Source organism: Terriglobia bacterium (genome assembly GCA_020072645.1).
GTDB lineage: Bacteria > Acidobacteriota > Terriglobia > Terriglobales > Acidobacteriaceae > Angelobacter.
Genome location: JAIQGK010000022.1, coordinates 1 through 12,207, shown reverse-complemented (window position 1 = coordinate 12,207; position 12,207 = coordinate 1). Strand labels below are relative to the sequence as shown.

The 12,207-nt window shown below is 56.4% G+C and carries 11 protein-coding genes; 5 read left to right on the top strand and 6 right to left on the bottom strand.

Going from position 1 to position 12,207, the window contains the following annotated elements:
• Positions 1-19 precede the first annotated feature (19 nt).
• The 4 genes from LAO76_24870 to LAO76_24855 all read right to left on the bottom strand — a co-directional run bounded on the left by LAO76_24870 (position 20) and on the right by LAO76_24855 (position 5,716).
• A complete protein-coding gene (locus tag LAO76_24870; protein MBZ5494170.1) occupies positions 20-1,276 on the bottom strand; it encodes a hypothetical protein in 1,257 nt (418 codons plus the stop codon).
• A 3-nt stretch (positions 1,277-1,279) separates the two neighbouring features.
• Positions 1,280-2,524: a GNAT family N-acetyltransferase gene (locus tag LAO76_24865; GenBank protein MBZ5494169.1), complete on the bottom strand. Its 1,245-nt coding sequence runs from the start codon at positions 2,522-2,524 to the stop codon at positions 1,280-1,282.
• Between the two features lie 89 nt (positions 2,525-2,613).
• Positions 2,614-5,244 carry a M1 family metallopeptidase gene (locus LAO76_24860; GenBank protein ID MBZ5494168.1) on the bottom strand — a complete coding sequence of 877 codons (2,631 nt, stop codon included), beginning with the start codon at positions 5,242-5,244 and terminating at the stop codon, positions 2,614-2,616.
• Positions 5,245-5,278: 34 nt separating this feature from the next.
• Positions 5,279-5,716 (bottom strand): MarR family transcriptional regulator, encoded by a 438-nt coding sequence (locus LAO76_24855; GenBank protein MBZ5494167.1) that lies wholly within the window; start codon positions 5,714-5,716, stop codon positions 5,279-5,281.
• 103 nt (positions 5,717-5,819) lie between these two features.
• On the opposite strand from LAO76_24855, the gene LAO76_24850 reads away from it, so the two are divergent.
• A complete protein-coding gene (locus LAO76_24850) occupies positions 5,820-6,194 on the top strand; it encodes a VOC family protein (GenBank protein MBZ5494166.1) in 375 nt (124 codons plus the stop codon).
• 43 nt (positions 6,195-6,237) lie between these two features.
• Here the strand turns inward: LAO76_24850 and LAO76_24845 are convergent, their stop codons facing one another.
• Complete coding sequence (locus LAO76_24845) at positions 6,238-7,020, bottom strand: hypothetical protein (GenBank protein MBZ5494165.1); 783 nt, start codon at positions 7,018-7,020, stop codon at positions 6,238-6,240.
• A gap of 207 nt (positions 7,021-7,227) precedes the next feature.
• On the opposite strand from LAO76_24845, the gene corA reads away from it, so the two are divergent.
• Both corA and LAO76_24835 read left to right on the top strand, forming a co-directional pair.
• Complete coding sequence (corA, locus tag LAO76_24840; GenBank protein ID MBZ5494164.1) at positions 7,228-8,112, top strand: magnesium/cobalt transporter CorA; 885 nt, start codon at positions 7,228-7,230, stop codon at positions 8,110-8,112.
• 147 nt (positions 8,113-8,259) lie between these two features.
• A complete protein-coding gene (locus LAO76_24835; protein MBZ5494163.1) occupies positions 8,260-9,051 on the top strand; it encodes a Crp/Fnr family transcriptional regulator in 792 nt (263 codons plus the stop codon).
• Between the two features lie 61 nt (positions 9,052-9,112).
• Here LAO76_24835 and LAO76_24830 read toward each other — a convergent pair whose 3' ends face one another.
• Positions 9,113-9,580 carry a hypothetical protein gene (locus LAO76_24830; protein ID MBZ5494162.1) on the bottom strand — a complete coding sequence of 156 codons (468 nt, stop codon included), beginning with the start codon at positions 9,578-9,580 and terminating at the stop codon, positions 9,113-9,115.
• Between the two features lie 69 nt (positions 9,581-9,649).
• On the opposite strand from LAO76_24830, the gene LAO76_24825 reads away from it, so the two are divergent.
• Together LAO76_24825 and LAO76_24820 are read left to right on the top strand one after the other, a co-directional pair.
• Positions 9,650-10,654, top strand: a complete 1,005-nt coding sequence (locus tag LAO76_24825) for an N-acyl homoserine lactonase family protein (protein MBZ5494161.1) — start codon at positions 9,650-9,652, stop codon at positions 10,652-10,654.
• A 230-nt stretch (positions 10,655-10,884) separates the two neighbouring features.
• Positions 10,885-11,841: a rubrerythrin gene (locus tag LAO76_24820; protein ID MBZ5494160.1), complete on the top strand. Its 957-nt coding sequence runs from the start codon at positions 10,885-10,887 to the stop codon at positions 11,839-11,841.
• The last annotated feature ends 366 nt before the right edge of the window (positions 11,842-12,207 follow it).

Genomic DNA, 12,207 nt, shown 5'->3' with positions numbered 1-12,207 from the left:
ATCCAGTGATCACTTATAGTCATCGCAATCTGACCTTTCGCAAGACGCACCCTGCTGCGCGCCTTGCGGCCAGAACACTTGAGGCAAGAAACGGCTTGGGATCGGCCCAGTTCCACCAGCCGTAAGATTTCGATCGAGCAACGTGACCGAGAAAAGTCATGCGGCTGATGGAACGCTGGTGTTTTATTGCGCGGAAACAGGAGGCGTAGTTGTGATAACCGACCCAGGTTGTTCCGTCGCGCTGTTGCGGAGGAGCGTAACCAGTAGCGTTATGCGCGGAGAGTCCGCTTGCCAGGTCGAGATACGCGAGATACGGCAGGTTCACGCCTGCATCGGCAAAAAGGCCGTTGTACCAGGGGAGGCGCGTGTTCATTTCAATGAAGTAGTAACCGCTATCTTTGTGGCGATACTTGAACTCCAGCGATCCCAGGCCGCAATATCCCAGAGCCAGAATCAACTTGCGCCCGACGAGCTCCAAGGCTTCATTGTATTCCGTTTGCCCGTAGCACATGCTGCCGTAACCAGCAGGATATTGCCGCAGCTTGCGCACTGTGGAATACGCCGCGATCTCACCCTGAGTGTTGACCAGCGCCGTGTACTGGAAGACCTGGTCGTCATCGCCTTCAATGAGTTCCTGCATCAGCGTGGCGCCTTTCATCTGCGGATAGCGAGCAAAAAAATCCTGCGCTTCCTGCGCATTCTGCGCCACCAGTACCTTGGCCGACTCCACAGGAAAGCCCGCGGTGTAGCGATGAATTGGCTTAATCAAAGATGGATACACGAAATCCCGCGCTATCTGCGTCATGTCATCTTCAGCGCGGGTGATATGTGTTCGCGGAACTTTTATTCCGGTGCGCTCGCAGAATTGAACCATGGATCCTTTATCCACTATGGTGGAGAACAGATCGGTCGGCACCCAGTGAAACAGAAACCGGTCTTTCAGCTCTGCCTGGCGATGCGACAAGAAACGGGCGAACCAGTCAGAGGTCGCAAACAAGACCGGCTTGCGCCCAAAGGGCTCAGCCCATTGCAGCATCAGCCGGCACAGCACATCCTCATTGGCCACGCTGTCACCGGAGTAAGCTCGCGGCTGTGTGGGATCGTCGGGATAGACAAAGCATTCGCGGACATACTTCGAGTAGCGCAAGGGATCGCGCAGCTTGTCATTGAGCGCATACACCGGCACACCGTGGCGTCCTACGCTGCGCGTGATGCCGTAAGCGGAAATATCCAGCCCTTCAACAAACACCGGCGAGATGTCGGGCTGTGCAGCCATTTGTTATTTGCTTTCGGCGTCCGCCGCGGACTCTTTCTCGCTGCCCTGCGGTTTGGATTTCAGTTCCAGCGGCGCGCTTTCATCATCATGCTTGCCCAGCAGCTTGCGCACAGTGTCGCGCGCAGTGATGCGGGCCACATACAGCAACGCACCATAACATCCTTTGCGGAAGATGAATACACGATAGCTGGTGCGTCGCGCGGAAGCCCACCGGCTCTCGTCCCAAGTGGCTGGGCCGACGAAATCAAACTCGTGCAGGCCACGCTCACGCGTCTGGCTAAGAATTTCATTTACCAGCAACTGGCCGGGACCGTGGCGGCGAAAAGTTTCGTCATAACCGGCCTTGGCCAGAAAATACCGTCCGCGCAGATTGAAGCCAAAATGCCCGGCAATGGGCTTGCCATTCAGCTCAAGAAAATCCAGCGAGAGATAGCCATCGCGCGCCGCGGCTTGTGCCACACCGTCATAAAACTGGCGCGTGTGTGGAAGACAATTTATCGCCGTGCCTTCCGCTCCCTTCCAGCCGGAAGCTTCCAGGGCGTAAAACTTTTCCAGCGCTGCAGGATCAGCCGCGTTATAGTGCTTCAGCTCCAGCGTTCCCTGCTCTTCCAATTGACGCTTTGCCCGCCTCAGGTGCGAACGAAACTTGGGCCGAGTTCCAGCGAGCCATGGTGGCTGCGCCCCGGATTTCTCTGGCGTCGAAGCGCCTACTGTATTGATGATCGGCAGGTACAAAGTTTGCGAAGTGCGTTTGCGCGCGGCGCGATATCCATCCGCCTGCGCCAGCGCGACCAGGCGATCCAAGCCGCTGCCTTCCACCACATTGGCGACGTCCAAAGTATCCCATTGCGGCAGGCTTTTTGCGGCTTGCCATAGCGCCTGGAGCACAGCTGCGCCTTCTTCTCCGGGACAAACCGTGAGGCTGGCGCGCAAAGAATGTACGTTGGCAGGAAGCGTGAGCTTGACGATGGGAAGGCCACTAACAATGATCCGTCGGCGAACCAGAGGCAGGATACCTCGTAACCGCTCACCCGCCCACGCGGAGATAAGGATGACATGAGCCTCGGGATCAAAGGCCTGCAAGTAGGCTTGCGCCCATTCCGGACGGTAGAAAACCTCTTCGTCGCCGGATTCGTCACAGAGGCGGCGCCACTCGCCCGCGATCTGATCAACCAGCTCAGGACCGCCGTGCTGGATGCGCACTGAGAGCTGCTTTTCCGGAATTTGCTGCCCGCGTTCTGCCGTCATTTTTTGTGGCTCTGTGCTGCGAATTTATCAGACAATGCGGGCGTTGCGCCAAGCACGGAGGTACCCATCTGTTGATCAATCCAGTTCTCTTACGGCGCCTGGTGTAAAAACTTTTGCATATTTTCAGATTGCTGCTGCTTGAACTCGACGCAGCTTGTGATCCGTTGCAGGCTCTGCTGCAGCGCGCGTTCTGCACCGGGTGCATGATGCGTGGCAAAAAACTGCTTGATCTCGTCCCGCTTCTCGATCGAGCAAAATCCGCCCAGCGCGGAAACAGCGCCGCTGCCGCCGAAAGACGTGACCTTCTCAGCCAGCGAATCCCAGTGAGCTTTCAGGTAGTCCCAGGCGATCTCACGCCCTGGAGATTTAGCCAGCAATGCCGGGAACAGCCGTACATAATCCTGCTGGCGGATCTTGCCCTGGTCGATGAGAGCCAGTGTCCGCTGCGCTAACTCAGGCTGGCGGAAAGAGGTAAGCGCGAAAAGAAAGTGGTAATAATCTTCAGTGCTGCGCGCGCTGGCCATGGCTTGCGTGAACTGTTCATAGAGCGCGGCATCGCCATTTTCTGCGGCAATGGCAAGCGCCGGGCCAATAATGGTGCCTTCCACTGCGCCTGGGTCCTTTATATAAGCCTGCGTAATTTTCTGTGCCGCGGCGACGGCATCAGGATCGCCCGCGTCACCCAGGATTCCCAACAGGCTGGCACGAAGAGCTCTTTGCTCGTCGCTATCATTTGTGCCGGCGTTCCATCCAACTTCTTTCGCCAGCGGCCCAAACTGCTGCCGCACCCGTTCGCGAAACTCCTTTTGATCTTGCTCCGGCACCAGCGAGCGACCGATGGTGTTCATATGATCAGCGATGATCTCAACGACCGGCCGATTGCGCTCGGGCCGCAAGTCGCGAGCGACGTTCATGAAAATCCCTACCGGCTCTTTGCCGGCACGCACCATCGCCCAGAGATCTTCAACAAATGCGATACGATCCGGAACGCTCAGGTCTTTTTCCGCCGCCGCGGCCACGTCCATCAGATTTTTTTGATCCTGATAGAACACGCGGTAATAGCCTTTGGCATCGCGATTGGTAAAAAGCCATCCGGGGCAAGTGTTTGTGGCAAAACGCGCGCTTTGTTTGTCGAGAAGATAGCAGGACGATCCCGTGCTGGTTGCAGCTTTGGTGCAGATGGGAATCGACCAGACCTGGCCCTGCTTTGCGCCGGCTCCGGATGACGATAAAAGAAATCGCTGCTGCGAAAGTTCCAGCGTCTGCTTGCCGTTTGAACAGCTCCCACTCACCGTCACCAGCGGCACGCCGGGCTGCATCACAAAGGTCGGCATAATTTTGTCAACGGGTTTGCCGGAAACTTTTGCCACGGCCTGCCAGAAATCCGCCGACGTGGCATTGCCGTTGGCGTGCGCTTTCAGGTAAGCGTTCACGCCATTGCGGAAGACGTCCGGCCCGACGTAAGACTCCAACATGCCGAGTACGGCCCCGCCCTTTTGATAGGTGATGCCGTCAAACATTTCCTTGATCTCAGCCGAAGTGCGCGGATCGCCATGGATGGCCCGCGCGGCGCTTAACGAATCGAGCCCGATGATGCGTTGCGCCGTGCCTGCTTCATCGTCCTCAAGATGCCACTCCGGATGCCACGCCCGAATCGGCTTGCGCTCCATCCATGTGGCAAAGCCTTCATTGAGCCAGATGTCATCCCACCACGCGGCGGTCACCAGATCACCAAACCACTGGTGAGCGATTTCATGGGCAACGACGGTTGCGTGTCCGCGCTTGCTGAAAACCGAAGCAGTCTTTTCATCCATAAGCAGCGCGGTATCGCGATAGAAAATGGAAGCTGTATTTTCCATGCCACCCCACTCGTAATCAGGGATGGCCAGCATATCGAGCTTTTCAAACGGATACTTGATGCCATACCACTGGTTATAGAAATGGACGGACCGCGCGGCTGCTTCCAGCGCAAACTGGCCATACTGCTTTTTATCGGGCTCGGCGCAGACACGAATCAGGACTCCGTCGACGGTGCGCTCCAGGCATTGCCAGTCGCCGATTGCGAGCGCAACAAGATACGTGGACATACGGGGAGAGGTTGAAAACGTGATCTTGTGCCGCGTAGAGCCGGCCAGAGGCTCGTCTTTTACGATGCGGCCGTTGGAAATGGCCGTGTCGCCCTTGTCCGCGATGACAGAAAGATCGAACGTGGCTTTGAAGCCGGGCTCATCAAAACCGGGAAACATCATGCGCGCGTAAGTGCCTTCAAACTGCGTGACGGCATATTGCCGCTTGGCTGACTTGCTGAGATACAGCCCGCGCAAACCAGCGGTAAGCTTGCCGGAAAATTTTAGATGCAGGACGATTGCGCCTTTAGGCACAGGCTTGGCAAAAACGAGCCGCACCATTTCATTGAGCTGGTCATACGTGACCTGCGCGGGCAGGGCGGACATATCGAATCCCGGTAGCGCTTCCGCCATGGAGATTTCCAGTCCCATCGAATTCAGCACGATCTCAGTGGTGGGCTGCTGCACATGCACGTTGATGTGCTCTTCACCGGTGAACTTCTGCTGGCCGATGTTGGGATCGAGCAATAGCTTGTAATGAGTGGGAACAACCGTTTGGGGCAGCCTCTGTGCCTGAAGGTTGATGGCTGAAATTGTGAGAAAGATAAGTATGGAGAGCGTAAGCCGCGCGCGGGAAGATGAAAGAGTCAGCATGAAGGATTAAGACCTCAAGGGAATGGCTATCTTATCAAGGTTGACGGGGCATGGCTTTCTGGATTGCGGTGATGGCGTCGCCAATTTTCTTGCGTTCCTCTTCACTCAGCCGGGAGAGGTGTTTGGCCAGAAATTTTACGCGCCGCTTGCGTCCCTGCCACAGGATGGCCGCCCCTTTCTCCGTGGCCTCAAGCACCACGGCGCGGCGGTCCTGCTGGTCCACGGTACGGCGAACCAGTTCTGCCGATTCCAGGGCGTCAATAATGCGGCTCATGGTAGGGGGACGCACCTGCTCGGCTGTGGCGAGTTTATTCAGGGACATGGGGCCGCCAAAGACCAGGACGGAAAGCGCCGACAGGCGGGCCGGGGCAAGTCCAGTGGCCGTGTCCTGTACGCGGGCCTGGCGCAGCAAATGGATGGCAGTGCTGTGCAGGCGATCCGCCAATTCTTCAACTTTATTCAGCTTTGCCATTGAATTGTTATTTATTTAGCCAGGCTAACTATTTGCTTGACCAATGCCACCAGGGCAGTTTAATTAGCCTTGCTAACTATATCAGATGAGACAGGAGGCTTTCATGGGGGAACCAGTCCAGATTTCGCGGATCGCGGCCATTATGCTGGGTGTGCGCGACCTTCCAGCAGCGATTGGTTTTTATAAAGACAAGCTGGGACTCAAAGTAATCATGCAGGAGCCCGCCCTTGCTCTGCTGCAATGCGGAAGCGTGATGCTGGGTCTGAGTCCACGGCACATGAATGCGACGCCGCTGGCGGAAGCGGTTGAAGTCTCATTCGGGGTGGACAATCTGCGGGCCACACACAAAGCGCTGGCCGACAAAGGCGTGGCATTTCTGAGCGAGCCGCGGCAAGTAACGCCGACCGACTGGGCAGTCCACTTCAGAGACGTGGATGGCCATCTGCTGTCATTGTTCGGGCCAGAAGGTAAGGCTTGATAATTAGCGATGCGTTTTTGAGGCTTCGGCTTCGACGTGGCTTTTAGCGATGCAGGAATTTGCGGCGAACGTCAGGCCAGAACTCATGCAGAAGGTTCTCGCCGGCATCGCGCAAGAGAGTGAAGCTAACGCAGCCCGCAATAGGATGCATGCCCTGGCGCTCGCCAGGCACGTAAAGGTCAGAGACCGCGCGTGAAGCGGCGATGCTGAGGATCCGCGAAGAATTGAAAGTCTGGCCGCCGCTGTCCGTGCGGGTAATCAGAACGCGGCTCATGGCATACAGGGCGCGCTGGAAGAACGGCAGATCAGGATTACGGAAATATCTGGGGTCCTGCTTCAGCAAAGTCGGAAAAAGAAAGCGCTGGAAGAAAACGTACGTTTCATTGGTGGCCAGATTGATGCCATAACGCTGGCCAACGCCGCGGAAGCCGGTTTCATATTCGCGGTTCAGGTGCTTGCCTTTAACGCGGTCGGCGGCTTGATCGATAGCAGCGTTGGCAAAGGTGCGCGGCGAATACGTGCTATGGAGAAACACGTCGAATTTCTGCCTTGCGGTGAGCGGCTGCCATTCAGTGAGAGAAGGATACGGGTTCCCGTCGATGGCGCGGTTCACCTGCAGCTTGATCATGTTTTTCATCTGCTGAAGCCGGGTGGGCTGAGGCAGCAAGGGCGCTTCAGCCATGGCCATAACGCTGGATGAAGAATCAGCGGTAAGATTCGTGGTTATTACGCTGGACGATTCTGTCGCACCGGGCGGCGGCGCCTGCGCGAACGCAAGGCCACAAGTGAAGATCAAGACCAAACAGAGATGGAAGAATCGCCTCATTTATCTATTCAGGATCGCCAAAATTTGAGTCGGTTAAAAAAGTGGCCGTTAGCCCCATACGGCGGAAACTGTCTTAAACAGTTAGAACTAAGGCCCGGCCCAGAGGTTGTAGAACTAAGCAAAAATGCAGCTCTGGTGCTGTTTTGAATCGCGACGAGCAGCAGCTTTGGCCTGAGCGCCCCGTCCCCCCAGCTATACTTCCTTGAGATGAGCGCACTACAGCAACAGCTGCCCGGAGTTTCATGGTTTGATGTCTCTGACCCCAACTCCCTGGAGCTGGACAAACTGGCTGAGCGCTTTGGTTTCCATGAGTTGCAGGTGGAAGACTGCCGGCACCGGCCGCAGCGAGCCAAGATGGAGGAATATGAGACCTACATCTTCTGCGTGCTCAAGCACCTGCGTAACGACGCTGAATTTACCTTTGAGGACTTTGACCTTTTCCTGACGAAGAACGAAATCGTAAGCGTGCATGAACCGAATTCCGACATTCTGGAGAAAGCCCGCGTGCGGGCCGAGCAGAGCAAGGTCACTGACGTCGATAAGATTTTTTACATCCTGCTGGACACGATTGTGGACGAATATTCTCCCGTCCTGGACCGCATTGCCGATGAAACCTCAGAGATTGAATCGATTGTGTTGGAGTGCCCTGAGCCAAGAGTGCTGGCGCGGATTTTCAAGCTCAAGCGCAACCTGATTGAGTTTCGACGCGCGGCCGGCGGAATGCGTGAGGTGGTGAACTCGCTGGTCCGGCGAGAAGGCGGGCTGCTTTCTGACAAGTTCGATCCTTACCTGCGCGACGTTTATGACCACGTGGTCCGCACCACGGAATTTATTGAGACCTACCGCGACCTGCTCAGCGGCGCGCTGGATATTTATCTTTCCGCCGTCGCCAACCGCACCAATGAGGTCATGAAGGTTTTGACAATCTGGGGCACCATTGCATTGCCCATGGTGATTATCACCGGCTTTTTTGGCATGAACCTGCCGCTGCCCTGGCAACACAGTCCATATGGAACCTGGTACGCCGTTGGTTTGATGTCTCTGACCACGGTGGCCACTCTGCTGTACTTCAAGAAAAAGAAGTGGTTCTGAACAAGGCGAAGCAGCTGAGCAGACGGCAAGGCGGCCAGTGCGACCGGCAACCAGGTAGTCCGCTCCCGCGACGGGGAAGATGGATTTTCGGTAGACTTTAGTCAGCCTTGAAATCGAGCGCGGGAGGCCGCTATCGGGGGAATCATTATGCCAAGCGCTTCCACACAACGGGTGAAAAACCAGCATAGGGTCGCAGCATCTGAGACCGCGCAATCCGGACCACAGAATCGCCTGCTGAATCTCTTGCCCGCGGAAGACTATGCGCGCCTGCGCCGGCATCTCCAGCCAGTAGAGTTAAAATACAAACTGTCGCTGTATCAAGCGGACCAGCCAATCGAATTTGTCCAATTCATTGAGACCGGTGTGGCTTCACTGGTCAACACCATGAGAAACGGCGATGCGGCGGAGGTTGGCACCATTGGCAATGAAGGCATTGTGGGCTTGCCCGTGATATTCGGCGACAGCCAAGCGCCCATGAGTGTTTACATGCAGGTGGCCGGCCACGGACTACAGATGAAGGCAAAAATTTTCCTGCAGGAAATGAAACGCAGCGCTTCCCTGCGAACGGCCATGCTGCATTATGCCCACGCATTCTTCAACCAGGTGGCGCAATCGGCCGCCTGCAATACGTTTCATCTTTTGGAGCGGCGTTGTTGCCGCTGGCTGTTGATGACGCATGACCGAATGCAGTCGAATGATTTTCCGCTCACGCAGGAATTTCTGGCCATGATGCTTGGTGTACAAAGGCCAGGCGTAACGCTTGTCGCCGGCGAGCTGCAGCGCTCCGGGCTGATCCGTTATACACGCGGCAACGTAACAATCCTTGATCATGCCGGGCTGATGAAACGCTCCTGCGAATGTTACGCCGTGAGCAAGCGAGAGTTTGACAGGCTGCTGGGCGCGCCGGCAAAGAGACTGGCGAGTGAAAATGGCGCGTGATCGAGGGCCAGATGTCTTTCGTCCGCGCAAAGAGATTTTTCCAACTGGCAGAACCCCCGACTCACCCTTTGCCCGACGTTCCTGTCTGCGGCTCCGTCTCCATCGTTTTCCTGGTTAACGGGATTGCCGGTGGGAAATTCTGGGTTTCGAGCCCTTCTCCGGGCAAAATTTCATTGAGCGCCCACTGGATCCTGTTGACTGACTGCTGGATCAGCAACATCTGTTTGGCCTGCTCAGTGTAGGGCACATAAGCAATGGTTTGCAGTGCATTGCGGACGTGATGGTTCATGGCGGAAATCACCGCCAGCTTCTGGCGCAGTTCCCGCGATCGCCGATGCTCATAGGCAAACGCCAGCAAACCCGCCAGCACTCCCAGCACCAGGTCATCCACATAAGCATTGGTGCGAGTAACGCCACGCTGCTGCAACACGCCTTGTAATCCCGCGCCCAGTACAAACAGCGCAAAGCCCAGCAAAAAGCTGAAACTGATGCGACGCAATAATGAAGGGACTTTGGGAAGTCTCGACATTTTAGAACTATTCATGCAGTGTTGTTTTAGCTTTCTTTATTTCCGGATCATGCCTCAAAATGGAGCCCGATGATAGCAAAATCGATTGCCGCAGCGCTGTTTCTTGTCTCAAGTCTCTTCACTATTGCACAGACTTCTCCAGGAAACCTCGCAAATCGTTCCGTAGATTATGCCACAGCCTTTTGGGAGTCACCGGCCTCGTCCACGCGCGGTGCCGATAACTCCGGGAAGGCAGCACAGACTAAATCCGCGCCAACATCTTCTTCCGCGACCTCCGCAGCGCCGGTGTATGAAGTTTTTGCCATCCGCTACGCTTCCATTCCAGACTTTCCCGTCAACGCGCTCATTGCCGACGCCGATCCGCAGCGAAAATTCTCCATCGCCATGACGGTCTGGCTCATCCGCGGCAACGGCCATAACATCCTGGTCGATTCCGGTTTCTATCGTCCGCAATTCTTCAAGCAATTCAAGGTGGAGAGTTTCATCAAAGCTTCTGAAGCTATTGGCGAGCCCGGCATCATGCCCACAGGCCAGCCCGCGCTCACGCCAGAAGACATTACTGACGTGGTGATCACGCACATGCACTGGGACCACGCGGACGGCATGGACCTTTTTCCCAAGGCGCGCATCTGGCTGCAAAAAGATGAATACACCTATTACACAGGAGAAGCATGGCAGAGCCCGCGCACTCATGGCGGCATTGAGCCAGACGACGTGCTGGCCGCAGTCAAGCTCAACCTGGCGGGCCGCGTTACGCTGATTAATGGCGACGCCCAGCAGATTCTTCCCGGCATTACCTGCTATACCGGCGGCAAGCATACGTTCCAGTCGCAATACCTGGGCGTGAACACCAAAAGCGGCACGGTGATCCTGGCCAGCGACAACATGTATCTTTATGAAAACCTGGAAAAGCACGTGCCTATCGCCCAGACGCTTGATGCGGCGTCCAATCTCCGCGCCCAGGACCGCATGAAACAACTCGCCGCTTCGCCCCGGCTAATCGTACCCGGCCATGACCCCGCCGTGTTTGAAAAATTCCCCAAGGTTAGTGAGAGGGTTGTGCGGATTGAGTAAGCGAATTTTCACGACGGAGGTACGTGGCAGATTGTAGATGGGAACTCACCTAAAGGGGTGCAGATCAGGGGCGAGCGGATTGGACCCGGTCTAAAAATGTCGGTAGTGGTGCAGTTTGGGTTCTAAATTCATCGCTTCGCGATGAACGTCTGCCTAAAGGCCCCCGCTGTTCACTCAATGCAGTAGAATGCCCAGTTGAGTCGGCGCGCCGCGCCGGCCCTTAAAGACCTATGCGCAGCTTTGAAAGCCTTTCAGAACAAGAAGTACTTGCCCTGGCGATCGGTTTAGAGGAAGAGGACGAACGCGTCTATAGCGATTTTGCCGAGAATTTCCGCAAAGACTTTCCCGCAACGGCCTCAATGTTTGAAGGCATGCGCGACGAGGAATCCACGCATCGGCGCAGGCTGATTGATCTTTACCGGGCAAAGTTTGGGGAGCACATACCGCTGATCCGCCGAGGCGACGTGAGAGGATTGGTGACCCGCCGCGCAATCTGGCTGACGCAGCAACTGCGTCCAGAAGCCGCGCGACGGCAGGCTTCCACGCTGGAAGTGGAGACGCGCCTGTTTTATGAGAAGGCCGCATCGCGCACGCAGGACGCCAGCATCCGCCAGTTGCTGAATGATCTGGCGCAGGAAGAGCGCGAGCACGAGCTGCGGGCTGAAGAGCTGGGCCGGGAAAAGCTGGATGCCGGAACGCGCCGCGAAGAAGATGAAGCCAGCCGCAGGCTTTTTGTTCTCCAGATAGTCCAGCCGGGGCTGGCCGGACTGATGGATGGATCGGTATCGACGCTGGCGCCGGTTTTTGCCGCCGCGTTTGCCCGGCATGAATCGCACTTTGCCTTTCTGGTGGGACTGGCAGCTTCACTGGGCGCGGGCATCAGCATGGGATTTGCTGAAGCGCTTTCAGATGACGGCAGCCTTACCGGCCGCGGGCATCCGTGGGTGCGCGGGCTGGTTTGCGGCTTGATGACGACGCTGGGCGGGATTGGCCACACGCTTCCCTTCCTAATACCGTCATTTCGAATTGCGACTATCGTCGCGGTGGCCGTGGTAATGGCGGAGCTGGGCGCAATTGCCTGGGTGCGCCACCGTTATATGGAAACACCGTGGGTTTCCGCGACGTTGCAGGTGGTGCTAGGCGGAACACTGGTTTTTGTGGCCGGCGTGCTGATTGGGAGTTCGTAGGGAGCCGGAGCGGATAGGTTCGGCTTCCGATGTCCAAGATCACCCCATCACCTAATGTCCCGATGCCCCGATTTATCCGATCTTACCTCCCCCTGCGCCCCAATTAGGATTCCAAAGGACTTAGCCCAGATCATCCCAGATCAGCCCAAATTGGCGTAGGATCTCAAGGTCCCCCTTGTGTTCCTTCGTGGTTAAAGGGTTTACAGCCCTCTGCCAGCGTCCTTCAGCTGAACAGCCGGGCAGATCCCTGACACTTTAGACCGGGCACATACCTGACACTTTCTCTTCCACTAGGTTGAGGGGATGGGGTGCAGGGGAAGGGGACGCTTCCCCTTTCCCTGCATTAGTCTTTGTAGTCAACCCCTG

Excerpts from the sequence above, each read along its gene's own strand:
- LAO76_24870 (MBZ5494170.1), bottom strand. The coding sequence starts at position 1,276 with ATGGCTGCACAGCCCGACATCTCGCCGGTGTTTGTTGAAGGGCTGGAT.
- LAO76_24865 (MBZ5494169.1), bottom strand. The coding sequence starts at position 2,524 with ATGACGGCAGAACGCGGGCAGCAAATTCCGGAAAAGCAGCTCTCAGTG.
- LAO76_24860 (MBZ5494168.1), bottom strand. The coding sequence starts at position 5,244 with ATGCTGACTCTTTCATCTTCCCGCGCGCGGCTTACGCTCTCCATACTT.
- LAO76_24855 (MBZ5494167.1), bottom strand. The coding sequence starts at position 5,716 with ATGGCAAAGCTGAATAAAGTTGAAGAATTGGCGGATCGCCTGCACAGC.
- LAO76_24850 (MBZ5494166.1), top strand. The coding sequence starts at position 5,820 with ATGGGGGAACCAGTCCAGATTTCGCGGATCGCGGCCATTATGCTGGGT.
- LAO76_24845 (MBZ5494165.1), bottom strand. The coding sequence starts at position 7,020 with ATGAGGCGATTCTTCCATCTCTGTTTGGTCTTGATCTTCACTTGTGGC.
- corA (MBZ5494164.1), top strand. The coding sequence starts at position 7,228 with ATGAGCGCACTACAGCAACAGCTGCCCGGAGTTTCATGGTTTGATGTC.
- LAO76_24835 (MBZ5494163.1), top strand. The coding sequence starts at position 8,260 with ATGCCAAGCGCTTCCACACAACGGGTGAAAAACCAGCATAGGGTCGCA.
- LAO76_24830 (MBZ5494162.1), bottom strand. The coding sequence starts at position 9,580 with ATGTCGAGACTTCCCAAAGTCCCTTCATTATTGCGTCGCATCAGTTTC.
- LAO76_24825 (MBZ5494161.1), top strand. The coding sequence starts at position 9,650 with ATGATAGCAAAATCGATTGCCGCAGCGCTGTTTCTTGTCTCAAGTCTC.
- LAO76_24820 (MBZ5494160.1), top strand. The coding sequence starts at position 10,885 with ATGCGCAGCTTTGAAAGCCTTTCAGAACAAGAAGTACTTGCCCTGGCG.